This is a genomic window from Methylocystis sp. SB2, from assembly GCF_049817085.1.
GTDB classification, from domain to species: domain Bacteria; phylum Pseudomonadota; class Alphaproteobacteria; order Rhizobiales; family Beijerinckiaceae; genus Methylocystis; species Methylocystis rosea.
Map to the genome: position 1 here is coordinate 1,616,646 of NZ_CP187401.1, position 24,750 is coordinate 1,641,395.

Below are 24,750 nucleotides of genomic sequence, written 5' to 3' on the forward strand. Positions count from 1 at the left end.
AATACAGGCTATTTCAACTGATCGGCGACCTTATCGATCGCGACCTTGGCGCAAGCTTCGTCCTTATCGCCGCCAGGAGCGCCAGAGACGCCGACGGCGCCGATCACCGTATCGCCGACCTTGATCGGCAACGCGCCCTGCGCAGCGACGACTCCGGCAAGATGCACCGCGCCGGAGGTCGGGTTGTCCTTAACGCGCTGCGCGAACTCGCCCGAGGGAACGCGGAAGGTGCGCGACGTGTACGCCTTGCGCTGACTGTTCTCGATCGTATGCGGCGAAGTGCCGTCGCCGCGAAGCGCGACAAGCGACTGCCCTTCGATCCCGACGACTGAGACGGACACATGATACCCCTGTTGAAGACAGGCGTCGTAAGCCGTCTGCGCAATGCTCAGCGCGATCGGAGTCGACAACGCCTTTAGAGTGATCAGTTCGGCCCCGGCGACCGTGGGCGACAAGCTTGCCAAAGCGGCCAGACCCGCCACCGCAGAAAAAGAGACGGAATTCATAAAGTTTGCTCCACGCTGACACCGGCGGTTGCCGGCGATATTCATATTATTTTGATATGTTGATAGAGACAAGCACGTGCGGCAGCGAAATCGATCGACGGCATGACGCCCCCGATAGAAGCGCATAATAGGCTGTAACAAATCTATATATTGGGCATCTCGCATCTGCGCATAAACCGCTTGACCAGCATGACGTGCTCCATCTAATAATATTAGATGATCGGATTTATCAAATGAATCGCGCCCGCGTTCAGCTTCCCGTCAACCGATCAACAATGGCGGCGCGGACCGAGAGTCCGCTCGCTTCCACGGTCGCAGATCGTCTCAAGAGATTGATCGGCAAGAAGGGCCGTTCGTTTGAACGTCTCGCCGCGCTTAGCGGAATCAACTCCGAAGAGTTGCTGCGAATTGAAGCCGGGACCGAGACGCCTACCATCAATCATCTTTGGCGCATCGCCAATGCGCTCGGCATTCCTTTCGGGAGCCTCATCGCCTCGAAGGGGCGTCGTGGCGTGCTGGTCATTCGTAACGATCATCCGCAGATCGTGAGTTCGCGAGACGGCAACTGCCGCACGCGCGCGCTCTTCCCTTATGATTGCCATCGACCCGTCGAATTCTACGAGGTCATTCTCGCGCCCCATCATATTCAGCATGCCGAGGCTCACGCGCCCGGCACGAAGGAAAATCTGGTTGTCGCAAAAGGCTCGGTCGAAGTCGCAGTCGGACGCGAGGCCCCAGAGCGTTTGGCCGAAGGAGACGCGATCGATTTTCTGGCGGACGTCCCGCACAGCTATCGAAATCTCGGCGCGACGCTCGCGACCTTCTACCTCGTCATGTCTTATGAACCTGGCTCTGGCACGGAATGCGCGTCGTAAACGACGGCGGTCGAGGGCGGGCTCCGCAGACGAACTCTCTATCAGAATTATCATCGATGTATAGGTTTATAAGTTCAGTATTTAGCTAGTATTGTTTAACTTTTTTACTCAAACAAGATTGCAAATATGCTGCCTCATCTGTAATAGCTTGGCAGCTCGGCCTAGGCGTTCGCCTTCTGCATCCGAGAGTCGCTCCGAGGAACATCTAATGACCGCAGAACCTGAAGTTCGCCGAACATTGAGCGAATCGGCGGCCCGCCAGCTCGCCAATGCGACGAAGACGCGTCCGCAATGGTCGGGCATCACGCCGCGCTGGCTGGTGTCGTTCTTGCCCTGGGTGCCGGTGGAAGCCGGCATCTATCGTCTCAACCGGGTCAAGGAGGCGACGGCGCTCAGCGACGCCGACGTTCAGTGCAGTCCGGCGCGCGACCGCGACGCCGACCTGCCGGAGACCTTCGTCGATTACGAGGATGCGCCGCGCGAATATTCGATGAATGCGGTGACGACGATCCTCGACGTGCAGACGCGCGTCTCCGATCTCTACAATCATCCTTACGATCAGATTCAGGAGCAGGTGCGGCTCCTTACCGAAAAGGTGAAGGAAAGGCAGGAGGCCGAACTCATCAACAATGCCGAATATGGCTTCCTCGCCAATGCGCATCCGGCGATGAAGATCAGCGCGCGCACCGGCGCGCCGCAGCCCGACGATCTCGACGACCTCATTGCGAAAGTCTGGAAGGAGCCCGCCTTCTTCCTCGCCCATCCGCGCGCCATCGCGGCCTTCGGGCGCGAATGCACGCGCCGCGGCGTGCCGCCGCCAACCGTGACGCTGTTCGGCTCGCCCTTCGTCACCTGGCGCGGCCTGCCGCTGATCCCCAGCGACAAGCTCTATGTCGATGAAGCGGGAAAGACGAATATTCTGCTGCTGCGCACCGGCGAGAAGAAACAGGGCGTCGTCGGCCTGTTTCAGCCGGGCGTCCCCGGAGAAGTCGCGCCGAGCCTGTCGGTGCGTTTCATGGGAATCAATCGCAAGGCGATCGCCTCGTATCTCATCTCGCTCTATTGCTCGGCGGCCGTGCTGACGCATGACGCGCTTGGCGTGCTCGAAGATGTCGACGTCGGCAAATATCACAAATATCCCGACGAATATGCGTGAGTCCCTATGGGATCGGCGCTGAGCGCGCCGATTCTCCGTCACCTGAGGTGTGCAATACATGCCTACTGCGCCGCAGACGCCGCAATTAGTCGACTTCCCCATCGATGGCCTGCCGTCTAAGGAGGCGTTCACGCATCATGACGCCGCCGCGCCCGACGCGCAGATCATCGCGCATATGGCCAACGCCTTCTTTGGCGCGCTGCCCCATGCGTCGCTGCCGACGACCGGCGCCGTGACGCAGCAATCCGGCGCGTCGGCGCTTGCCGGCGCCTTGCCCGCCGTGACGCCCAGTCTGACCGATATTCCGGCGCCGTCGATCGTGACGAGCGTCGCCCCGCATGCGCCGGCGCGCGCGCCTTTCGGTCCCATGGACTTTCCGCCGACGACGATTCCTTCCGTTGTCCCGACCCCGAATGTCCCGGCGCCCTCGGCGCCGCAGACGTTGCATTCCTCGACGCGGCCGTTGGGCCTCGCCGACATTCCGCAGCCCGGCGCTTCGCTCGGCGGCGCGACATCATCGGTCCCCGGCGAATTGGATTACAGCGAGCCGACGCGCCGCCTTGCGCAGGAGTTCTCGCTCGTCGACAACGACGCGGCCGCACGACCGGCAGGCGACTATTATTTTCTTCCAACAGCGCCGGCGCCTGGACCCGCAGAGCCCTTGCGCTATGAAACGCGCGCGCCCTCAACCGGCGCGGGCTATGGCCATCCCGACCCCTTCTCGCCGCAGCAGACGAGCGGCGCGATGCGTGGCGACGAACTCGTCTCGCGTCACTCGCAAGGCGGCGCGACGCAGGGCGCCTATCCGCTGCATCCGGGGGAATTCGCCCAAGGCGGCGGCGCGTCCGATTATGCGCATAGCGCCGCGCCACACTCGCCGGGCGCCGGCGGTCGCGAGATCCATGGCGCGGCGCAAGCGCCCTATGGCGATAGCGTTTACGCGGCGCCTCGGCAGGGACGCCAACCCGAGAAAACCGTCGCCACGCGGCATCTCTTCGATCCCTATCGCGTCAAGCGCGACTTCCCGATCCTCAATCAGAGCGTCAACGGACGACAACTGATCTGGCTCGACAACGCCGCGACGACGCAAAAGCCGCAGTCGGTGATCGACCGGCTCGCTTATTTCTATGAGAATGAAAACTCCAACATTCATCGCGCCGCGCATACGCTCGCGGCGCGCGCGACCGACGCCTATGAGGAAGCGCGCGAGAAAGTCCGCCGCTTTCTGAAGGCGCCCAACGTCAAGGACATCATCTTCGTGCGCGGCGCGACGGAGGGCGTCAATCTCGTCGCGCAGAGCTGGGGCCGGCGCAATGTGCGCGAGGGCGACGAGATCGTCGTCTCACACCTCGAACATCACGCCAATATCGTGCCGTGGCAGATGCTGTGCGCCGAGAAGGGCGCGAAGCTGCGCGTCGCGCCGGTCGACGACCGCGGCGCGCTCATTCTCGAGGAATATGAGAAGCTCCTGGGCCCGAAGACGCGGATCGTCGCGGTCTCGCAGGTCTCGAACGCGCTCGGCACAATTACGCCCGTCCAGGAAATCACGGCGATCGCCCATCGCTACGGCGCCTGCGTGCTCGTCGACGGCGCGCAATCGGTTTCGCATATGCCGGTCGACGTCCAGTCGATCGGCTGCGACTTCTTCGTCTTCTCCGGCCACAAAGTGTTCGGCCCGACAGGCATCGGCGTCGTTTACGGCAAGGACGCCGTGCTCGAACATCTCGATCCGTGGCAGGGCGGCGGCAATATGATCGCCGACGTGACCTTCGAAAAGACGATCTATCAGGGCCCGCCGGAGCGCTTCGAGGCCGGCACGGGCAATATCGCCGACGCCGTCGGGCTCGGCGCGGCGCTCGACTATGTCGAAGCCATCGGCATGGAGGTGATCGCCCGTTACGAGCACGATCTTCTCGTCTATGCGACCGAAAAGATGACGACCGTTCCAGGACTGACCCTCATCGGCACGGCGCCGGAGAAAGCCTCGGTGCTCTCTTTCACGCTCGATGGACACGACTCGCAAGAGGTCGGCAAGGCGCTGGACCGCGAGGGAATCGCCGTTCGCGCCGGACATCACTGCGCGCAGCCGATCCTGCGCCGCTTCGGCCTCGAAGCCACCGTGCGCCCGTCGCTGGCCTTCTACAACACATGCGCGGACGTCGACGCGCTGGTCAGCGCGCTGCTGCGGCTGCAGACGGGTTATGGCGGACGCTGAGTTTTCCATTTACCAATTTAGTCTATCGTATTTATTGACTACGCTCCTCCTCTGCCTTAGGCTCTCGATCTCGCGACAAACTCGAGAGAGCCGACCGGGTGCTGACAAAAAAGGGAAAGTATGGCCTCAAGGCGATGGTTTACCTCGCCGATTTTCGTCCGGGCCAACCCGTGCCAGTGAAAGAGATCGCGACGACGCAGAACATTCCTAAAAAATTTCTTGACGCCATTCTTGGCGAATTGCGCAACGCCGGTTTTGTTAACTCGCGCATGGGAAAGGGCGGCGGCTATACATTGGCGCGTCCCGCAACAGAAATCATTGTCGGCCACATCATTCGCGCGATCGATGGCCCGCTCGCGCCATTGCCTTGCGCCAGCAGAACACGATTCCATCCGTGCGATGATTGCTATGACGTCGATCATTGCGCGGTGCGACTCGTTATGCTGGACGCACAGCGCGCGTTGTCTGACGTATTGGACAATTGCAGCTTGGCGGAAATGAGAGTGATCGCGAACGCCGAGAACGGGCAGTTGATGTACGACATTTAATTTTCCACAGCTCTCTGCACTTCCAATTCCAAGTCCCAGCAGGCGGCGCATTGCGATCGCGCGAACCGGCCTTCCTTGCCGACCCGCGCCCGCGCGGCGTCGCCGCGCGCATCTTTTTCATATCTTTTAGGTAGACTTCATATGTTGCTTATACTAATTTCGTCCCGGTCGCTAACCACGCGGCGACGGCAGACTCCGCCGTAACATAATGAATTCGGCAGCATGGCCCCATTTAAAATCAACGGTTCGCTGGAGATCGCGCGGGATAACTCGACATGATTTGTAGAGTACGCTGGCGCCAGCGAGTCAAAGGGAAGACTGAGGTTGGAACGATGAGCATGACTGCAAGAAAAGCCTATATGGCGTTGCTTCTAAGCGTCTCCGTCGGGACGCTCGCCATCGCAGCGGAAGATAAACAGGCCGATTCGACCGTGGCAGCCCCCGCCGCGGCATCGAAGCCGGCGAGTTCGGCGTCGAAGCCGCATTGGTCATGGCAGCCCGTTCAGGCGCAATTTCTGCCGATCGTCAAACAGAAGGAGTGGGTGCGTTCGCCCATTGACGCCTTTGTGGTCGCGAAGATCGAGGCCAAGGGGTTGACGCCTTCGCCCGACGCGGATCGCGGAACCTTCATTCGACGCGCCACGCTCGACGCCTGGGGACTCGTTCCGACGCCGGAAGAAGTTGACGCCTTCGTCAAGGATGTATCGCCGGAAGCCTACGAAAAGCTCGTCGATCACCTGCTTGCTTCGCCGCGCTATGGCGAACGTCAAGCGCGCCTTTGGCTCGATCTCGCGCGCTACGCCGACAGCTCGGGCTTCCAGAACGACAATGCGCGACCGAATTTCTTCCGCTATCGCGATTATGTCATCAAGGCCTTCAACGACGACAAGCCCTACTCAAGATTTATCCAGGAGCAAATCGCCGGTGACGAGATCGCGCCGGGCGACCAGGACATTCTCGTCGCGACAGGCTTCCTCGCCGGCTACCCCGACAACAGCAATTCACGCGATTTGGTTCAACGCAAGTATCAAATCACAACCGACATGGTCGACACGGTCGGCCAGGCGATTCTTGGCACGACGGTAGGCTGCGCCCGCTGCCATAATCACAAGACCGACAAATTCACACAGAAGGACTATTTCTCGCTGCAGGCGTTCTTCGCCAACACGGCCTTTCAAGAAAAGGCGCCCGCCAAAAAGGGCGAGCAGGAAATCGCTTATGAGAAAGCGCAAGCGATTTACGATGAGGCCACGAAGGACATTCGCGACAAGCAGAAGGCGATTATCGACTCGGTCCGTGACGCCGCGCTGAAATACCACAAGGAGCGTTACCTCACGGACAGCCGCGAATCGATCTTCAAGCCCAAGGACCAGTGGAACGCGCTCGACCGTTGGGTGAACCATCGCCTCGACGCCGTCACCGATCAGGCGGCGCTCGCCGCCTTCCTCAGATACGCAGCCGAAGACAAGTCCGCGCCCGAACACAGTCCCGAGATCGTGCAGAAGTTCGAAGAATATCAGAAGCTGACAACGGAACTTCGAAAGTTCGTAAGTAAACGTCCGACGCGTGGCGCGAACACATTCACTGCCGCAACCGAACTCGGTCATCCTGATGCGCCGCCAACATTCATCTTCTTCGGCGGCAATCACGAGCGTCCGCTCGAAGAAGTGCAGCCGGCCTTTCCCGAGGCGATCACCGCCGAGAAACCCGACATCAAGCCTACCGAAACATCGTCCGGCCGACGCACGGCGCTTGCCAATTGGCTCTCCAGCCCCACAAACCCGCTGACGGCGCGCGTCTTCGTCAACCGCGTCTGGAATCAGTATTTCGGCAAGGGCATCGTCGGGACCGTCAGCGATTTCGGCAAGGCCGGCGACAAGCCCACCAATCCGGAGCTCCTCGACTATCTCGCAACCAGCTTCGTCAAGGACGGCTGGAGCGTGAAGAAGCTTCACCGCGAAATCCTTCTGTCCGCCACCTATCGCCAGTCGTCCAACTCCCGCGAGGACGTCGCCAAGGCCGATCCTGAAAACAAGCTTCTCGCCGTCTTTCCGCGCAAGCGGCTCGAGGCCGAGGAAATTCGCGATTCAATCCTTGTCGCTTCCGGCAAACTCAACGAGCAAGTCGGAGGCCCGAGCGTCTTCCCGCCAATTCCCGAAAATCTCACGGGCGGCGGCAATTTCAACGCAGATCCGGCATGGACCACGTCGAAGGATCCGCAGGACTATGTCCGTCGCAGCCTTTACATCTTCACGCGACGCAGCCTGCCCTATCCGCTGCTTGAGACGTTCGACATGGCGAACGCACAGCAGATTCACTCAAAGCGCGACGTGACGACGACGCCGCTTCAGGCGCTGACGCTGTACAACAGCGAGATCATCTTCCAATGGTCGCAGGCGCTGGCGGGACGCGTTCTCAATGAAGCCGGCGCGGATGAGTCGGCGCAACTCGACAGGCTCTACGAGATCCTCTTCGCACGCAAGCCGTCCGACGCCGAGAAGGAGGCGCTGCACGCCTTCCTCGACCAACATCAGAAAACGATCGCCGAGAAAGCGCAGGACGGCAAGCTCGCGCTCGCCATTCCTGTCGGCGCGAAGACAAAGCCGACAGATCCGCTACGCGCATCAGCTTTCGTCGATCTGGTGCACACGGTCGTGAATTCGAACGACTTCGTCTACCGCTTCTGAAACAGGTCGCAAGCATCACTCGAAAGGAAGCATGACCATGCTTATCAAGACATCGCGTCGTGAATGGCTGCGGAGCGCGGCCTATGGAATGGGCGGCTTCGCCGTCAGCGGTATGATGCCAGGCGGCGGGTGGTTGGGCGTTCCCGGCGCCAACGCCGCGACGTACCTTGACCCGCTTGCGCCGAAGCAGCCGCATTTTGCGCCGAAAGTGAAATCGGTGATCTGGCTGCATATGGACGGCGCGCCGAGCACGCTCGATCTTTTCGACTACAAGCCGGAGCTCGTTCGGCTCGCCGGACAGGACGTGCCCGAGTCCTTCCTGAAGGGCATTAAAACAAGCACGCAGGGCGGCGTCGGCAAGCTGTTCGCCTCCAATCGCACGTGGAAACAGTATGGCGAGAGCGGCGCATGGTTCTCCGACTGGGCGTCCAATATCGGGCAGCATGCCGACAAGCTTACTTTCATCAAATCGAGCGTCACCGTCGGCGCGACGCACGACATCTCGATTTTGAAACTCAACACCGGCGACGTAAGCCCCGGCCGGCCCTCGCTCGGCGCCTGGATCACTTATGCGCTCGGATCAGCCAATCCAGACTTGCCAGCCTATGTCGTGCTCTACAACGGCAAGCGCGAACCGCGCGCCGGCTCCGTGAACTGGAGTTCGGGATTTCTCCCGGCGGTCTATCAGGGCACCGCATTCCGCCCCGGCGCTCAGCCGATCCTGCATCAAGCGCCGCCTGACCTGATCGGACTGCAACAGCAGCGCGACAGTCTCGATCTACTGAAAAAGCTGAACGATATCCGCGCGGCCGAGCACCCAGAAGACACCGAACTCCAAGCCCGCACGCGCTCCTATGATCTCGCCTATCGTATGGAGGCCACGGCTCCCGAAGCTGTCGATCTTTCGAAAGAGACAGACACGACCAAAGCGCTCTACGGTCTCAACGAAGAAGCGACCAAGGACTATGGCACGGTCCTGCTGCGGGCCCGGCGGCTGGTGGAGCGCGGCGTCCGCTTTATTCAGGTCGTGTCAGGTCCTATCGAAGGCGCGGGCGCAGGCGACGACGCCAACTGGGACGCTCATCGCCAACTCGAAAAGAATCACGGCGCCCATACGAAAGCGGTCGATAAGCCGATCGCCGGCCTTCTCGCAGATCTTGAGTCGCGCGGCCTGCTCGATCAAACGCTCGTCGTCTGGACGTCGGAGTTCGGCCGCACGTCCTACGGCCAGAGCGGCGATGGTCGCGATCACAATCCCTGGGGATATACGCAATGGCTCGCGGGCGGCGGCCTCAAGCACGGCTTCACCTACGGCCAGACCGATGAAATCGGCTTGAAGACCGTCGAGAACCCCGTCGACACTTACGACCTCCACGCGACCGTGCTGCAGCTGCTTGGACTTGACCACCTTAAGACCATCTATCTGCGCGCCGGTCGAGCAGAACGTCCGACGGTCGTCTACGGCAAGGTCGTCACCGACATTCTTGCCTGAGCCATGGTCTTCGGAACCAAACTCTCTTTGCGCGCATATGTGCTGGCGGCCTTGGCCGCGAGCACGCCGCTCTCAGCGGAGGATGTGGCGGACGTTTCCATCCAGAACTCCGCTTTTGAGCCTGTGGACATCAACGTCAAATCAGGAACACGAGTTCTCTTCCACAATAAGGATCAGGTTCCACATTCCATCGTCGGCGAAATTGGCGGGCGCGAGATTTTTCGTTCGCCGGACCAAGTGGGCGAGGACGAAACATACGCCGTCGTTCTCTCGAATATCGGCGAGGTCAACTACTACTGCGGCGTGCATCCAGGCATGAAAGGCAAAATCTCGGTATCGAAATGAACAATCATAGAAAAGTGAATAGCCGACTGGCGCTCCTGGCGCTTTTCGCGGCGCTCTCGAGCGCGCCAGTCGCCGCAGCCATCGATCTTCGCGACTACGACAACGACCTGATGCGCGACCTGGACAAGACGATCAAATATTTCGAGCCCGACATCACGGCCAAGAACGCCGATGCTGCAAAAGAGGACGCCGAAATTCTGCTCAACGGCTTCAAATACACCGAGTCCTATTTTGCCAAGAAGGACGCGGCGGATGCGGTGGAGATTTCCCGTAAGGGCCTGCAAGTGATCGGTGACGCCGTGAGGAACATCGATCAAAACGATTTCGACGCGGCAGCCACAGCGGCGCGCGCGGCGCCAGAGCTCTGTAAATCCTGCCACGACATCTACAAGCCGCGCCTCGCACGTTGAGAGCGTATCGATAAAGCTCGCAAAACCTTATCCCGACAGGCAATGGAATTCGGCAATGGCTCGTAAGACTGCAAACGACTTTGATCCGAAAGTTCTCAAGCTATTCGATCTCTATGTGCACGGCGATGTTGACCGCCGCGGCTTCCTGAATCGGGTCGCTAAACTCGGCCTAGGCGCCAGTGGCGCGGCCGCCGTCCTCGACGCGCTCAATCCGCGTTTCGCGGACGCCGAACAGGTAAAAAGGGATGACCCCCGCATCGTTGGAACGCGCGCGGAGTTTCCCTCGCCTAATGGTTACAGAACGGTTAGCGGCTATCTCGTCAAACCGGCTAATCTTTCGGGCAAAGCGCCGCTGGTGCTCGTCGTGCATGAGAACCGCGGACTCAATCCACATATTGAAGATATCGCGCGGCGCCTGGCGCTGGCCAATTTCATCGCATTCGCGCCCGATGCGCTTGCGCCTCTCGGCGGCTATCCCGGAGACGAGGACAAGGCGCGCGAGCTTTTTCAAAAGCTCGATCAAACGAAGACGCGAAGCGACTTCCTCGCCGCCGCAAATGCTCTCAAGGCCCTGCCCGATGGCAATGGCAAGGTAGGCGTTGTCGGCTTCTGTTATGGCGGCGGGATCGCAAATCTTCTGGCCACGCAAATCGGCGATCTTGGCGCGGCGGTCCCTTTCTATGGCGCACAGCCGGCCGTGGAGGACGTCAAGAAGATCAAGGCGCCGCTCCTCATCCATTACGCGGGTAACGACGATCGCATCAACGCGGGTTGGCCGGCGTATGAAGCAGCGCTGAAAGAAGCCAAGGTCAATTATCAGGCTTTCGTCTATCCGGGCGTGCAGCACGGATTCAATAACGACACGACGCCTCGATACGACGAGGCGGCCGCGAAGCTCGCCTGGGGACGAACGATCGATTTCTTCAACGCCCAGCTGCGCACCTGACGCAACGGACACAGCCGGCGCGTCTCGGTCGCCGCAGAATAACGAGAGAGGAACAGATAGGATGAACGGAACAAAATGCTCCGCACTGGCGATCGCTTTCACGCTGCTTGCGACATCCTCATATGCGGCGGAAGGGCTCGGGGCTTCGCCGACCGCCTCCACCTCGCAGCCAACGGAGGCCCCTCAACCCGCGCCGCTCGTAACACCCGCGAACGATCCCGCCTACACGTACAAGACGCTTCGTCTTAACCGGGCAGAGTTCGACGCGCTTGCGGCGAGACCAGAACAGCTCCTTATCCTCGACATTCGTCGTCCCGATGAACTTACCAAGCTCGGCGGATTTCCCGTCTATCTGAGCATTCAGACGAACGACGTGCAAAGAAGCCTCGGCTACATCCCGCGCGATCGCCTTATCGTCACAGTCTCGAATCATGCGCATCGCGCAGGCGCGATCGGCGATCTTCTTGCAGGCTATGGCTTCCATGTCATCGGCGCCATCGGCGTGCTCGACTATGAGGCTGAAGGCGGGACTTTGACGAAGATCCCGGTTCCTCCGCCGAGGACGGCAGCCGTCAGCGCCGCGACCGCGTCAGCGCCCACGCCGGTCAAGTGAGCGCGCGCCGCTGTCACTCACAGCAACTTCAAGAAACGTAGGGTGCGCTATGAACGTGAAGAGTTTTCTCTTTGGCATGTGTTGCGTTGTCGTAGCGACTGGCGCGCATGCGGCGCTAAAACCTGGTGACCCAGCGCCGGACTTCAGCGTCTCTGCCGCCCTGGGGGGAAAGGACTTTCAGTTCTCCTTGTCTGAGGCGCTGAAAAAGGGCCCTGTCGTTCTCTACTTCTATCCCAAGTCCTTCACACGCGGATGCACCATCGAGGCGCACGAGTTTGCCGAAGGACACGATAAGTTTGCGGCGGCAGGAGCCAGTCTGATCGGGGTCTCTGGCGACCCAATCGACGTGCAGCGCGAATTCTCGACCAAGGAATGCGCCGACAAGTTTCCGATCGGCTCCGATCCGAACTTTTCCGTCATCAACGCCTATGACGCAAAACGCGTAAAGCCAAGCGCTTCAGGCGACACGGTGGCCGACCGTATTTCTTACGTCATCCTGCCAGACGGCAAGGTGGCGTTCGCCCTGGTCGACGCCAATCCAATCAAACATGTCGAGAGCACGCTCGAGTTTGTTCGCAAATGGCACGAGGAGCACAGGCATTAGGTGTACGGTCCGGCTCTCCCTTCTCTTCTCGCGAAATCACTTCAATCAACAGGAGCTCTACAAGAATGCGTTACCCTTCCTCTCGTGCGCTGCCTCTCACTGCCGCCGGCGCGGCCATTCTAATGAGCGCAGCAGTCGTGATCTCGGCGCAGGCGCAAAGCGCTCAACCAGCGCCGGCTCCCGCTGGTCCTTCACCAACGAAACAGGCGCTTGAGAATCGCAAGGCCGCATACACGCTTATCGGAAATTATTTCCGATATTTCGGCGCCGTCGCCAAAGGAACCGTAACCTACGACGAAGCCGAAGCGACCAAGCGCGCCTCTCGCATCGCGTTTCTTTCTGGCCTGCTCGATGAAAATTTTCCCGAAGGATCGAATTTCGGCGAGCCGGACTCGAAAGCGAAGGCTGACATTTGGAGCAGCCGCGCCGACTTCGACAAGAAGCTCAAGGATTTTCAAGCGCACGCTCAGGCCTTCGCGGAAACCAACGCAAAGGAAAAAGGCGCAAGCGATACCTTCAAGGCCGCGATCGCGTCGCTCGCTCAAGACTGCAAGGGTTGCCACGAGACCTACAAGGTTAAGTGAGCACGTTTTAGTTCTGGCTGGGGCTAGGCGCGCCGATCTCACAATCGCGAATGATGAAGAGGCCAGACGCATGACGACACTGGAACATGATCGCCTCGCGAACGCGGCGCGATACAGCAAGCCGGCGCGCCGCAAGGTCTGGGACTGGCCGACACGTTTCTTCCATTGGAGTCTCGTGATCGCCTTCGTTGCCGCCTTTGTTACAAACAAGCTCGGCGCGAGTTATTTCACCTACCACCTCTGGTGCGGCTACGCGGTCATCATCCTCGTGGTGTTCCGCATCGTCTGGGGGTTCGCTGGCACACGGCACGCGAAATTCGCGAGCTTCGTCCAAGGACCCCTCGGCGTTCTTCATTACGTAAGCGCTGCAGGACGTGGGCTTCGCACCCGCTATGCCGGTCACAATCCGCTTGGCGGACTCATGGTGCTGACGCTTCTCTTTGCACTTGGAACGCAGGCGACGCTCGGCCTCTTCGGCAACGATGAAATCTTCAATGCCGGACCATTGGCCTCGCTTGTCAGCAAGCAGACAAGCCTCGCGCTGACATCTCTGCATCGCAAGATGTTCTATTTGATCGCCGCGGCGGTCGGGCTGCATATCGCGGCGGTGATAGCGCATGTCATATTGAAGCGGGAGCCGCTCATTCGCGCCATGTTTACGGGCGCTAAGCCGATCGACTTGGTAGGTCCGGAAGAAGCCATTCCGTCGTCGAAAGGTCCGCTCGCGGCCTTCTTGCTGATCATCATCGCCGCGACACTCGCGGCGGCCCTTCATTTCATCCCGCCAGCCGACATCGATCTCGCCGGCTATTAAGAGCTTGTTTCGCAGTAGGGTCGAACTTCCTCGCTCCTGCGCCTCGGGTTCTTCGTTCCGCGTCCGTTTGTAACGCGATGCGCTCTTCGCATCTCCACAGCATTGAAATCTCTAATGTTGCAGATTTGCAACATAGCGAGCAATTCCGTTTCGGATCGCCTGATTCCAGCCTCGGAGCTCGGGCGCTATCTTGACCATGACCCATAATCCTACATAGTTAGTAGCTATGTTACTGCTGGGCGTTGGGCATCGGCCCCGAAGTCTCAAAGCAATAATCGTCGCCGCGTCCCCCCAGATCGTGAAGCGACAGACAACTCTGGTGGAGTATGGCGATGGCGTTCAAGGCCAACGGGTTTCATAGAAGGCTGCTGTCAACCGTAACATTCGGGCCCTTGGCGTTGTTGAGTGGCGTTGTCCTCGGCGGGCTCTACGCGGAGCGCGAAGCTCGTTCGCAAGAAACGCAACCCGCGACGCCTGAGGCGAGCTCACAGGTCGAGGACGTGAAGGTCACTGCCCGTCAGCGCGAAGAGAAGGCGCAGGATGTGCCTCTGCCGGTGAGCGTCGTTGGCGCCAAGACTCAGCAGCGTGAACGCCTCGAGCGCCTTCAGGACTTCGCGCAGAAGGTTCCTAACTTTATCCCCTCGATCAACAATCCCCGCACGTCGGCAATGTCCATTCGTGGCATATCGGGCATCTCCGGCGGCGCCGACGGTTCTGAATCAGCGGTCGGCCTGATCGTCGATAACGTCTTCTATACGCACGTAGGTTTCCAATGGGCGGACTTCGTCGACCTGCAATCCTTTGAAGTAGCGCGCGGCCCGCAAGGCACGCTGCTTGGTAAAAACACAACGGTCGGCGCCGTGATCATTCGCACGCAATTGCCGTCCTTCGTGCGGTCGGCGACCTATGAACAGATTTTCGCGAACTACAATCGCTTCATCGAGAAGCTGAATGTCACTGGGCCAATCATTGACGACAAGCTCGCTGCGCGCGTGACATTTTACTTCGACAAGGGCGACGGCTGGATTCAAAACCAGTTCAACAGCCAAAAACTTCTGGACAACAATCGTTGGGGCGTCCGCGGCCAGCTCCTTTATGTCGGCGACAATTTCACCGACCGCCTCATTTTCGACCGGCTGCGTTCGGACGAATACAACAATTACGGCAATGGCGCGATCGGCGATTCCTACCCCTTATGGGCGAACGGCGCCCCGGCACGCCTTTACTCGCAGAATCTGGCGAGTCGTTTGCATTGGCCCGTATTGTCCTTCGATCCCTACAAGCCCTATCTGACGCGGCTTGGAAAACTTGACCAGCGCACCCATGGCGCCTCGAACGAGCTGAATTACACGATCGGCGAGAACGTACTCACCGCGGTCTCGGCGTGGCGCGAATTCGTGCTGCATCCCAGAAATTCGACAGGCAACCAGCTTACCGACATCAGCAGCAACGCTTACGACGTCTATGTCGACCAATATTCGCATGAGACGCGGCTTGCCTCGCCCTCCGGCCAAACGCTCGAATGGACGATCGGCAACTACAATCTCTACGAAAAGATCTGGTCCTACAATCACGTCGACTATGGCTCTCAGGCAAACCAATGGTTTCAAAATAACTTCAACGCGAATCCCTTTAATCTCTGGGGTCTTGAGGCGCGCAACGACGGAAAGGCGCACACTTTCAGTACGGCGCTGTTCGGACAGGCGACCTGGCACCTTGACGAGCAATGGGCGCTGACCTTCGGGCTGCGCGACACGTATGAAATACGCGGCGGCTCCGACTTCGGCTGGATAAAGGGCTTAAGATCGGTCAACCAGATCGCGGCTGTGCGCACGGCCACGGGCGGGACAACCTACTTCGACACTGGTGGACAGGAGAAGGGCAACAACTCGCTCTCCGGACTGTTCAACCCATCCTATCGCTACAATGAAAACGTCATGGTCTATGGCTCGACGGCGCGCGGCGAAAAATCGGGCGCGGTCAACACGCAGGCGCTGCCGATTCTCGACAGCGCGGGCAATTTCAAGGCATGGCAGCCACTCATCACCAAGCCTGAAACATCATGGGATTATGAGCTCGGCGCGAAGACCAACTGGCTCGACGGCAGACTCATCCTTAATGCCAATCTCTACTGGAACGACATCTACAACTTCCAGTCGATTTTGGTGAACACGGATTATACCGACGTCACCGGCGTTCCGTTGCGCAAGAATTTTCTCGGCAATATCGGCCATGTACGTTTGCGCGGCTTCGAATGGGATGGGCGCTGGAGCCCGATCGATCGCTTATGGCTCACATTTTCCGGGGCGCTGACAGAAGCGCGCTACATCGATTATGAAAAAGCGGCGCCCCCACAAGAGTGGACGTGGCCGGCAGGGTCCAACATCAATGGCGTGCCCGCGCCCAATTATATCAGCCTCTCCGGCAAGCCGATCACTGGCGGCGTTTCCGGCAACAATCCGGTGCCGCGCGTCTCCTTCAACATCGGTTACAATCATGAATATCCGCTTGGCGCGATCTTCAGTGATTTCGGACCTGGCTATCAGGTTCCGGTGACGTTGTTCAGCTATGCCAACGCCACCTGGCGCGACAAGACACAGCTCTCAAGCCCAGTGTCCATCTATCCGATCTTTCAGCCTGCTTACGCCCTCGTCAATGCTGGCGTCGGTCTCAAAACGGACGATGAGACCTATAGCTTCAATCTGTGGGTAAGAAACATGCTCGACGAACGCGTCATCGTCACTCAGGCGATCGGCAGTCCAACGGCCGCATCCACACTGACCTTCGCGGCCGACAATCCGCGCACCTTCGGCGCCACGCTACGCGTGAAGTTGTACTGAGCGTGAGGTCAACGAACTCCTGCAAATTGAACAAGCCCGAAGCCTTAGTTAAGGAGCATTTACAATGACACGCGGAATAGGAATAGCATCGATCAGCCTACTGTTCAGCGTGGCTGCGCTAGCCGCTGACCTTCCCGCCACCAAAGCGCCGCCGCCGCCCCCGCCGCCGGTTTTCAGCTGGCAGGGTCCCTATCTCGGTATCTATGCTGGCGCCTTGCTGGGTGATGGCAACTTCACGCTGCTCTCGTCTACGCCTCTGCGCGGGGAGGCTTTCATTGGCGGCGGCACGGGCGGCTATAATTGGCAGTGGGACGAACATCTCGTCCTCGGCCTCGAGGCCGATTTCGGCTATCGCGGTCCGCTGCAGGTCGCACGCGTCAACTTCGTTACTCCGAGTTCAACCTATGGCGGCGTTCTCGGCACGGGGCGCGTACGCGTCGGATATGCGTTCGCGCCGCGCTGGCTCGCTTACGCCACCGGCGGTTTCGTCTTCGGCACGAATTTCACGCCACGTCGTTTCGACGCGATCCTTCCGCTGACGTTCGGCGAAGTCAGCACCGGCCCGACGGTGCGTCCAGGCTGGACCGGTGGCGTCGGCGTCGAATATGCTTGGTCAGATCGCATCTCCGTCAAGGCGGAATATCTCTACGCTGGACTGGCGAGCTCCGGCGTCAGTTACGCGACGACGATCGGGGCGCTGCCAGCCAATGTTCGAAGCGCCGGTCACGTCGTGCGCGGCGGGCTGAATTATCACTTCTCATTCGGCGGACCGCCCGCGCCGCCGCCCCCACCGCCTGGGCCGCCGCCCGTGGTGACGAAATGATTTTTGATTTCCGGGAGAAAACGCGAAAGTCAAATAGCGAATGAACGATCGCCCGTCCGCGATCGTTCGAGGGCGGATCCGAGGCCCTCACCCTCGGGTCCGCCTTTTTTGTCATTTGTGAAGCGCCATCAATTCCGCTGCGAATAATTTTAGAGCGGCATCTTTTTCCGATGTTGGAACATTCGCCGACCATACCCACGCGTCCGGCTCAAACCTTGGAGAGGATAGGCATTTCTCAGGCATCTTAAGGATGTCAAATTCGGTCTCCTCGATGGCGTCCAGCAGGCACGTCTGCTCCCAGAACCATTCCCATGGACGAACGTCCTCGATCGATTCTGTCCGGCTTAACATGTCGCACCAACTATCGATGAGTCCGTATCCCGATCGCCAAAAAAGGACGAAGCCCGACGCGACGCGAAGCTTTCTATATGTTTTGCCACGATAGACTCCTTCTCTCATCGCCAGCACGACATCGTGGTTTTCCGACGCCGCGATGAGGTCGTTAACAGGACGCCGAAACAAGAGATCGGCATCCAGCAGAAACATCCAGTCTGGGCTGAATTCGTTTTTCAGATCTCGCAACCAGAGCGGTCGTGAATTTGCAACTTTGGCGGCGCGCCCGGAGCCCACTTCATCCAGTGTGAGCCGTCTAACGGCGACGATTTCGTGCATACGCGCGATTGCACATTCGGTCTCGGCGGACAGGTCGATGCCCAACACCACAACGGTGTCGCCCGGATGAAATCTCATCAGCGATGAAAGGAGCATGCTGCCCCAATCGGCGTAAGCCTGGTCAAAGATGGTGACGAACATCGCCTACAACTTTCAAAATTGCGCGCGGTGTTGGCAGCGCCGGGAAGCAGAGACATGCGCCTTTGATTCTCTGGAAGGACGCGCCACTTCAGCAGGCGCCGCCATAATCATATTGCGCCTATAGGAAATATCGTGTTATCACTTTTGCAAGCCACAAATTCGCAGAAAGGCGACCTGATGTCGATTGCCGCCGCGCATAGTTACGAAGCCGCCTCGAACGACGCACGTGACGGCTACCGCATCGAGTCGCACGGCGCACAGACGCTGCTTCATTCGAAGCCGCCTCAACCAAATTATCCCGCGCAAGCTGGCGCCGCGCTCGCATATGCGCTGCTCCTCGGCGTGATCGTGACGCTCTCCTATAGGACGGCCGAGGCGCCTATTGAGGAGCAGCAAGTCATAGAGCTGGCGCCCATGCCGGTAGAGGAAGAGACGCTCGAAGACACGCTCCCTCCGCCAGAAGAACTGGAGCTCCCTGAACCACCGCCGCCGCCGGTGATTGATCCTGTTGCGCCGGTCGAGGAAGTGAAGCCCAAACCAATTCAAAAGCCGAAAGTCGAGAAGAAGATTGAGCGGCCGCCGACTCCCCGTCGCGCGCCGAGCGCTGCGGCCCCAACGCGCTCTGGCCCAGCCGCCCCTGCCGGAACGGCTCCGGCGGTGCGCGCCCCTGCGGTGCCCCCCGGCGCCACGGCTTCCGCGATCGCCAACCATTTTCATGCATGCATGCAGCGCGCAGCAGCCAACGCCTACCCGGAGTCGCAAGCGCCCCGCACCGCGCGCATCGCTTATCGCGCAACGTTCAGCGCCACTGGCTCCTTGACCTCCTACTCGATTTCGCCGTCCGGAAACGGCGCTTTTGATGCGGTCGCCAATCGGCTTGGCGGACGCTGCGGCTCGGTTCCCGCGCCAGGAAAGCCGGTGTCGCTTTCCGGCGGCCTGACATTTAGTCCCTGACAATCATCCCAACAGAAAGGTAGAGAAATGGTCGATTCAGTCGCTAGTACGGCTTCAGCGGCGTTAGCGCATACGCTGACGCCAGTGGAGCTGTTTCTGCAAGCCGACGCCATCGTAAAAACGGTGATCATCCTGCTGATCATCGCGTCAGCTTGGGGATGGGCGGTGATCGCGGAAAAAATCGTACGGCTTCGCATCTTGCATGGGCGCGCCGCGAAACTCGTCGACAGCATTCAAAGCGGGCTGCCGGTCGCATATGTCGCCGAGAGCTTTGCCGCCGCTCCGCCCAGCGATCCACTCGTGCAAGTCTATAATGCGATGGTCGATGAAAATGTCCGTTCGGCCGATCTCATCTACACGGAGGCGCAACGAGACTCGCTGCAAGATCGCGTCCACCGCGTCGCTCAGCTCGCGAGTTCAAGCGCGCTTGATCATCTGCAATCGCGCTTGCAGGGCCTCGCGACCATTGGCGCCGTCGCGCCCTTCGTCGGCCTGTTCGGAACCGTCTGGGGCATCATGAACTCGTTCCAGGGCATCGCGGCGTCGAACAACACCAGCCTCGCGGTCGTGGCGCCCGGCATCGCGGAAGCGCTGTTCGCCACCGCGCTCGGCCTCGTCGCCGCCATTCCGGCGGTGATTTTCTACAATCGCATTAGCGGAGACATCAGCGCCTATGGCAAGCGGCTGACAGCCTTCATCGGCGTCTTCGAGGTCGAACTTTCGCGTCAACTGTCAACAAGAGGAGAGCGCAATGGCCTTCGCGTTGCGTAAGCATGACTCTGAATTCGAATCGCAACCCATCGCCGATATCAACGTCACGCCGCTCGTCGATGTGATGCTGGTTCTCCTGATCGTCTTCATGGTTGCGGCGCCGCTGATGACGGCGGGCATTCCCGTCGACCTTCCAAAGACGCAAGCCAAGCAGCTCAATGATCAACAGCCGCCGATCGTCGTCAGCGTCGACGCCAATGGCGTGTATTTTGTCGACAAGAGGGAGACTGTCGGCACGGATGGGCTTCTCGCCGTGCTCAGGGAGAACAGCGAAAACAATAAAGACCGACGCATCCATGTGCGGGCCGACAAGTCCGTCGCTTACGGCAAAGTCGCGGAGGCCATGGGCGTGATCAACGCCGCAGGCTATGTGAAAGTGGCTCTTGTTTCGGAAGGCATAGCAAACGGTTCGGGCGCCAGAGCTGCTTCGGCAGCGCAATAGGCGCTCCGGTCGTCCGGGTTCGGCGCGCGGTACCCCTCTCCAGACCCGTTCCGCCGAACCCGGGCGCTCGCTCTCCAAACAATTGTAATTGCTGCGATCAATTCTTATTTAAGATGAAGTCTGGATCGGTCGGCGGTTTCTCCACGCGGCGCTCGTCAGCCGCGGCAGAGCGACGCCTCCGAGCTTTCACATTTTGATCCTATGTGATAGCTGGACAAATGCGCCCCCGGCCAAATCGGCCTGCCTTCGAACACTCCGGTAGGGACGCGCCGCAGCGATTTCAAAAAAATGCTCTCAAATAAAGCAAAATACGGATTAAAGGCGCTTATACACTTGGCCAAGGCCGATGGGCAGTGCCTCGCCGGCGACATCGCCGCCGACAACAACATCCCCAGGAAGTTTCTCGACGCCATTCTCGTCGAATTGCGCAACGCCGGCATTCTCAACAGTAGAAAGGGAAAGGGCGGCGGCTATCACCTTGCGCGGCCGGCGGACAAGATCACCGTAGGCCAGATCATCCGCATTCTCGACGGACCGCTCGCGCCAATCGCGTGCGCGAGCCGGACCGCCTACCAACGCTGCAAGGATTGTCCGGACGAAGACGCCTGCGCCATTCGCGACGTCATGCTCGATGTGAGAGACTCGATCGCGCTCATTTTGGACCGGACCAGCATCGCTTCGCTCCGCAACCGCGGCAATCGGGAAACCCAGATGCTCTTGCGATAGGGGTCATTGCTTCGGTTTGGGCCAATTTCCCTGCGTGTCGCCCTGGCCGACCTGCGTCGTCTCGACAGGTCCGACGCCAATGATCTGAACGATCACTTCCTCATCTCCGGCGCCGTCCCAATGCACGCCCTTCGCCGGATGCAGCATGTAGGATCCGGCTTTGAGCGGCGCCGCGGTCTTGAAGTCGAGCGTTTCGCCTACGCCCGTCCACCAAACGCCCTTGATCACCGTGGCGTGGCGATCCTGCGAATGAAAATGCGGGTTGGAATGAGCGCCGGGCGGAAATTTGTTGCGCACGACGTAGACGCCGGGCTTCGAGGGGTCTCCATAGAGAATGGCCTGCGACGGCCCCGCGCCCAATGGACTTTTGAAGGGCGTTTGCTCGGGAAGGATGCGCAAAAATCCGTCGGTAGTCTGGGCGACGATGACGGGCGCGTAGAGCGCGCATGCCAGGGCGGCCGCGCTAGCTGAAATGTTTGAGATCGCGCGCATGTCCATCCTCTCACGCATTATCAAAAACAAGCGTCGGCCATTGACGCGGAATTCCATCGTTGAACCGCTCCACCCGAATGAGCGCCGAGCTTGGCCTGAGGTAAAGCGGAGACAATTCGAGCGCCGCGATGCGGGCGCTTTCCGCATTGTCGAAGACTCGATCCTCCAGCTGACGGAAGAAGGATTTCACAGCGTAGAAGCGATAGGCTTTGCCTTCCTGCGCCACTATGCCGACGACCGTGGCGTCAATCTCGATCAGATGCACAAAAAACATAGCCGCACTTTCTTCGACACGATGCGCAAAGCGTCTCAGCTGTTCTTTGCGGGGATGTGGAAGTTCGTATTGTCGATCGGCGTGACTGGCGTCTCGCTGCGCGGCGTTCCTTCCGGCGCCCAATCATAGGGAACGGGCTGCGCCCGATAGACGCTGTGATTGACAGTCGCGCGCCCGGTTTCTTGATCCTTTCCCCGCCGAGGATAAGGGTTGATATATTCCCACACGATGTCGCCGCTTGGCGTCACCTGGAAAAAGCGGCCAATTTGCCCCTCGTCGATGAAGGTATTGCCGTTGGGCAGACGCCGCGCATTGCTGATATGCGTGCTTCTGAAGCTCCAGCCGGGATTGCCCGAGCTCGCGCCGCTATATTGCCAGATGATCTCCTTCGTGACCGGATTGATCTCAAGCACGCGTGAGCCGCCGGTGTAGCTCACTGCAGCGTGGGGATAACCGGCCTCGCCCTGATTGTCGAAAACGAGCAGATTGCCCGCGCCCGGCAGTCCCCGGGGAATGATGTGCGCGTCATGCTGACCCGAGATCTGATCCACGGGGCGCGGAACCTTGCGCGAGGTGACATTTCCATCCTCGGTGATTGGCGGAAAATGAGGACCGAGCGTCCAAACGATTTTACGTGTCCTGCGATCGATGATCGCGATGAAATTCGCGCTGCGGGAGTCGAAGATCAGATTGTCGGGCGCGAAACGCTGATCGCCTTCGTCAAACCAATGATTCGAACCAATCGGCTTCAGATTGTTGACATGAAAATAATCGGCGTTCTTCGAAGCCTTGACCAGCTTCAACTCCTCCGCGGTGAAGCCTATTTCATCGAGATGATCTGAGGCCGCCCAGGTCCAGACGATCTCGCCTTCAGGATTGACCTCATAGGCGACGTCGTCGAGCACCTGCGGAGTCGCGAAACCAGGCAAGGGATAAAGGACATTCGCGAGGACCAGCGTATTGCCGTTCGGCAGACGCGCGATGTCGTGATGCTGCTGCGCGCGGCCTCCGGGCGCGCTGGCGCCGAATGCCCATATTTTTTTTCCGTCCCAATCGATCTCGCCGACGGTCTTGCGGATACGTGTTTGAACGCGTCCGGGCACGAGATCGGTTCCTTTGCCTTCCTCCGTTTCAAGCGTGACGAAGATGTGTCCACGCTGTCCGCTAACGAGCGCCGGGTCGATAAAGGCGACCGGCTGCCCGTTATATTTCCACTCATGGACGACCTTGCCGTTCAGGTCGATCAGGCGTGAAACATCATCACCCCCGACGAAGAGCACGAAAGAGTTATAGGCTTTTGCTGGATCGTAGATCGTTGTTCCGGTCGGATAGACGCTCGGTTCCGCATGAGCGAAGAGGCACGCGCGAAGGGCAAAGAAGCAAAATGCGCCGCCCGCTAGCGCAAGAAGGCGGAGCTTCGATTTATTGCCGGGAAGTTTTGCGCATCGTATTGCCGCCGCCATGTCGCTCGCTCCTCTCGATTGCTCGACGCCAGGCCGTGCTCAGGATGCGATCGATTATATTTATATCTATTTGATAGGCAATAGCGACAATTGACTGGTGACAACATTTCCGCAGTTAATGCGTAATCATTTAATATCAATATGTTGAGCATATTTTCCACTACGTTTGCTCTCCGTTAATGTCTTGATAAAAGATCCAGATTGTATATTGTTGCCGCAATGCGGGAGCTCGGCGCAAGCGCCGCCCGTTTCCAGAAGGAGCGATACAATGTCTAATCGGAGCGCCGAACTCACGCTTGCTGCGAAGCCGGGACGGGGGCGCATTTATGATTCCATCACGCAGACGATAGGCGATACGCCGCTCGTGCGGCTCGATCGGTTGGCGCATGAGAAAGGCGTGAAGGCTAATCTTCTCGCCAAACTCGAATTCTTCAATCCAATCGCAAGCGTCAAGGATCGCATCGGCGTCAGCATGATCGACTCGCTCGAAAAGAGCGGCAAGATCACGCCTGGCAAGAGCGTGCTGATTGAGCCGACCTCCGGCAACACTGGAATCGCGCTCGCCTTCGTCGCCGCGGCGCGCGGCTATCGTCTGATCCTCGTCATGCCGGAGTCGATGTCGCTCGAACGGCGCAAGATGCTGGCGCTGCTCGGCGCCGAACTCGTGCTGACGCCCGCTTCGCAGGGCATGAAGGGCGCGCTCGCCAAGGCGGATGAATTGGTGACTCAAAATCCTGGCGCAATTATTCCGCAGCAGTTCGAGAACCCGGCCAATCCCGAGATTCATCGCCTCACGACGGCGGAGGAAATTTGGAACGACACCAATGGCGAAATCGACTATTTCATATCGGGCGTCGGCACAGGCGGCACCATCACCGGCGTCGGCCAGGCTCTGAAGCCGCGCCGGCCGGGCTTGCGCGTGGTCGCAGTGGAGCCGGAGGATTCCGCCGTACTCTCCGGGCGCCCGCCGGGACCTCACAAGATTCAGGGCATCGGCGCAGGCTTCGTACCGTCAATCCTCGACCGCGGCGTCATCGACGAGATCATCACGATCGGCAATCAGACGGCCTTTGATACCGCACGCCAAGTCGCACGCCTGGAAGGTGTTCCGGTTGGTATATCGTCAGGCGCCGCAATCGCGGCGGCGCTCGAAATCGCCGCACGCCCAGACGCGGCGAACAAGAACATCGTCCTGATCATTCCGTCCTTCGCCGAACGTTATCTGTCGACGGCGCTGTTCGAAGGTCTTTGAGGGGAACATGCTCCATAGCTAGTCGTCCTCAAATAGCCGCGCACTATGTCCGCTCAGCGGAAACGCGCTCGTCCTTCCCTGGCGCAACGGACTGACCGCAGGATG

25 protein-coding genes are annotated in these 24,750 nt (G+C 59.5%); 20 read left to right on the top strand and 5 right to left on the bottom strand.

What is annotated here, in order from left to right:
* Positions 1 to 8 precede the first annotated feature (8 nt).
* Entirely contained in the window at positions 9 to 506 is a 498-nt protein-coding gene (locus tag ACPS74_RS07875) for a GlcG/HbpS family heme-binding protein (protein WP_029651662.1), read from the bottom strand.
* Positions 507 to 739: 233 nt separating this feature from the next.
* On the opposite strand from ACPS74_RS07875, the gene ACPS74_RS07880 reads away from it, so the two are divergent.
* The 15 genes from ACPS74_RS07880 (at position 740) to ACPS74_RS07950 (ending at position 17,458) form a co-directional block, all read left to right on the top strand.
* Positions 740 to 1,381 (top strand): helix-turn-helix domain-containing protein, encoded by a 642-nt coding sequence (locus tag ACPS74_RS07880; protein WP_036242141.1) that lies wholly within the window; start codon positions 740 to 742, stop codon positions 1,379 to 1,381.
* Between the two features lie 208 nt (positions 1,382 to 1,589).
* Positions 1,590 to 2,537 carry a family 2A encapsulin nanocompartment shell protein gene (locus ACPS74_RS07885; RefSeq protein ID WP_109026069.1) on the top strand — a complete coding sequence of 316 codons (948 nt, stop codon included), beginning with the start codon at positions 1,590 to 1,592 and terminating at the stop codon, positions 2,535 to 2,537.
* 58 nt (positions 2,538 to 2,595) lie between these two features.
* Positions 2,596 to 4,752, top strand: a complete 2,157-nt coding sequence (locus ACPS74_RS07890; RefSeq protein WP_239753870.1) for a family 2A encapsulin nanocompartment cargo protein cysteine desulfurase — start codon at positions 2,596 to 2,598, stop codon at positions 4,750 to 4,752.
* 98 nt (positions 4,753 to 4,850) lie between these two features.
* Positions 4,851 to 5,300: an RrF2 family transcriptional regulator gene (locus tag ACPS74_RS07895; RefSeq protein WP_029648613.1), complete on the top strand. Its 450-nt coding sequence runs from the start codon at positions 4,851 to 4,853 to the stop codon at positions 5,298 to 5,300.
* A 338-nt stretch (positions 5,301 to 5,638) separates the two neighbouring features.
* Complete coding sequence (locus tag ACPS74_RS07900; RefSeq protein WP_370646267.1) at positions 5,639 to 7,987, top strand: DUF1549 and DUF1553 domain-containing protein; 2,349 nt, start codon at positions 5,639 to 5,641, stop codon at positions 7,985 to 7,987.
* Positions 7,988 to 8,024: 37 nt separating this feature from the next.
* Complete coding sequence (locus ACPS74_RS07905) at positions 8,025 to 9,479, top strand: DUF1501 domain-containing protein (protein ID WP_029648611.1); 1,455 nt, start codon at positions 8,025 to 8,027, stop codon at positions 9,477 to 9,479.
* 3 nt (positions 9,480 to 9,482) lie between these two features.
* Positions 9,483 to 9,824, top strand: coding sequence for a cupredoxin domain-containing protein (locus tag ACPS74_RS07910; protein WP_029648610.1), 342 nt, complete (start codon positions 9,483 to 9,485; stop codon positions 9,822 to 9,824).
* Positions 9,821 to 10,234, top strand: coding sequence for a hypothetical protein (locus ACPS74_RS07915; protein ID WP_029648609.1), 414 nt, complete (start codon positions 9,821 to 9,823; stop codon positions 10,232 to 10,234). Before ACPS74_RS07910 ends, ACPS74_RS07915 begins: the two co-directional genes overlap by 4 nt.
* Positions 10,235 to 10,289: 55 nt before the next feature.
* Positions 10,290 to 11,180 (top strand): dienelactone hydrolase family protein, encoded by an 891-nt coding sequence (locus ACPS74_RS07920; RefSeq protein ID WP_029648608.1) that lies wholly within the window; start codon positions 10,290 to 10,292, stop codon positions 11,178 to 11,180.
* 61 nt (positions 11,181 to 11,241) lie between these two features.
* Positions 11,242 to 11,793: a rhodanese-like domain-containing protein gene (locus ACPS74_RS07925; RefSeq protein ID WP_029648607.1), complete on the top strand. Its 552-nt coding sequence runs from the start codon at positions 11,242 to 11,244 to the stop codon at positions 11,791 to 11,793.
* A gap of 49 nt (positions 11,794 to 11,842) precedes the next feature.
* Positions 11,843 to 12,397, top strand: coding sequence for a peroxiredoxin (locus tag ACPS74_RS07930; protein ID WP_051381689.1), 555 nt, complete (start codon positions 11,843 to 11,845; stop codon positions 12,395 to 12,397).
* A gap of 122 nt (positions 12,398 to 12,519) precedes the next feature.
* On the top strand, positions 12,520 to 12,981 hold the full coding sequence (locus ACPS74_RS07935) for a c-type cytochrome (RefSeq protein ID WP_157055198.1): 462 nt from the start codon (positions 12,520 to 12,522) through the stop codon (positions 12,979 to 12,981).
* 70 nt (positions 12,982 to 13,051) lie between these two features.
* Complete coding sequence (locus ACPS74_RS07940; RefSeq protein ID WP_029648604.1) at positions 13,052 to 13,795, top strand: cytochrome b/b6 domain-containing protein; 744 nt, start codon at positions 13,052 to 13,054, stop codon at positions 13,793 to 13,795.
* Between the two features lie 401 nt (positions 13,796 to 14,196).
* On the top strand, positions 14,197 to 16,635 hold the full coding sequence (locus tag ACPS74_RS07945; RefSeq protein WP_239753852.1) for a TonB-dependent receptor: 2,439 nt from the start codon (positions 14,197 to 14,199) through the stop codon (positions 16,633 to 16,635).
* A gap of 64 nt (positions 16,636 to 16,699) precedes the next feature.
* On the top strand, positions 16,700 to 17,458 hold the full coding sequence (locus tag ACPS74_RS07950) for an outer membrane protein (RefSeq protein ID WP_051381688.1): 759 nt from the start codon (positions 16,700 to 16,702) through the stop codon (positions 17,456 to 17,458).
* A gap of 111 nt (positions 17,459 to 17,569) precedes the next feature.
* On the opposite strand, the gene ACPS74_RS07955 is transcribed toward ACPS74_RS07950, so the two are convergent.
* Positions 17,570 to 18,271, bottom strand: coding sequence for a hypothetical protein (locus tag ACPS74_RS07955; protein WP_029648601.1), 702 nt, complete (start codon positions 18,269 to 18,271; stop codon positions 17,570 to 17,572).
* A gap of 177 nt (positions 18,272 to 18,448) precedes the next feature.
* Here ACPS74_RS07955 and ACPS74_RS07960 point away from each other — a divergent pair, with 177 nt between their 5' ends.
* The 4 genes from ACPS74_RS07960 (at position 18,449) to ACPS74_RS07975 (ending at position 21,164) form a co-directional block, all read left to right on the top strand.
* The gene (locus ACPS74_RS07960) at positions 18,449 to 19,225 is read left to right on the top strand and encodes an energy transducer TonB (protein ID WP_157055197.1); all 777 of its coding nucleotides are present in this window, start codon (positions 18,449 to 18,451) and stop codon (positions 19,223 to 19,225) included.
* Positions 19,226 to 19,252: 27 nt separating this feature from the next.
* The gene (locus tag ACPS74_RS07965) at positions 19,253 to 19,996 is read left to right on the top strand and encodes a MotA/TolQ/ExbB proton channel family protein (protein WP_029648599.1); all 744 of its coding nucleotides are present in this window, start codon (positions 19,253 to 19,255) and stop codon (positions 19,994 to 19,996) included.
* Positions 19,977 to 20,438: a protein TolR gene (tolR, locus tag ACPS74_RS07970; RefSeq protein ID WP_029648598.1), complete on the top strand. Its 462-nt coding sequence runs from the start codon at positions 19,977 to 19,979 to the stop codon at positions 20,436 to 20,438. The genes ACPS74_RS07965 and tolR overlap by 20 nt, the downstream gene beginning before the upstream one ends.
* Before the next feature lie 288 nt (positions 20,439 to 20,726).
* On the top strand, positions 20,727 to 21,164 hold the full coding sequence (locus ACPS74_RS07975; protein WP_029648597.1) for an RrF2 family transcriptional regulator: 438 nt from the start codon (positions 20,727 to 20,729) through the stop codon (positions 21,162 to 21,164).
* A gap of 3 nt (positions 21,165 to 21,167) precedes the next feature.
* Here the strand turns inward: ACPS74_RS07975 and ACPS74_RS07980 are convergent, their stop codons facing one another.
* From ACPS74_RS07980 to ACPS74_RS07990, 3 genes are read right to left on the bottom strand one after another with little or no spacing between them, the layout of a single operon-like run.
* Complete coding sequence (locus tag ACPS74_RS07980) at positions 21,168 to 21,656, bottom strand: cupin domain-containing protein (protein WP_029648596.1); 489 nt, start codon at positions 21,654 to 21,656, stop codon at positions 21,168 to 21,170.
* Between the two features lie 10 nt (positions 21,657 to 21,666).
* Complete coding sequence (locus ACPS74_RS07985; protein WP_036241364.1) at positions 21,667 to 21,930, bottom strand: hypothetical protein; 264 nt, start codon at positions 21,928 to 21,930, stop codon at positions 21,667 to 21,669.
* Between the two features lie 35 nt (positions 21,931 to 21,965).
* The gene (locus tag ACPS74_RS07990; RefSeq protein ID WP_029648594.1) at positions 21,966 to 23,393 is read right to left on the bottom strand and encodes an aryl-sulfate sulfotransferase; all 1,428 of its coding nucleotides are present in this window, start codon (positions 23,391 to 23,393) and stop codon (positions 21,966 to 21,968) included.
* Positions 23,394 to 23,661: 268 nt separating this feature from the next.
* Between ACPS74_RS07990 and cysK the strand changes: the two genes are divergently transcribed.
* Positions 23,662 to 24,645: a cysteine synthase A gene (gene cysK / locus ACPS74_RS07995; protein ID WP_029648593.1), complete on the top strand. Its 984-nt coding sequence runs from the start codon at positions 23,662 to 23,664 to the stop codon at positions 24,643 to 24,645.
* Positions 24,646 to 24,750: the final 105 nt, after the last annotated feature.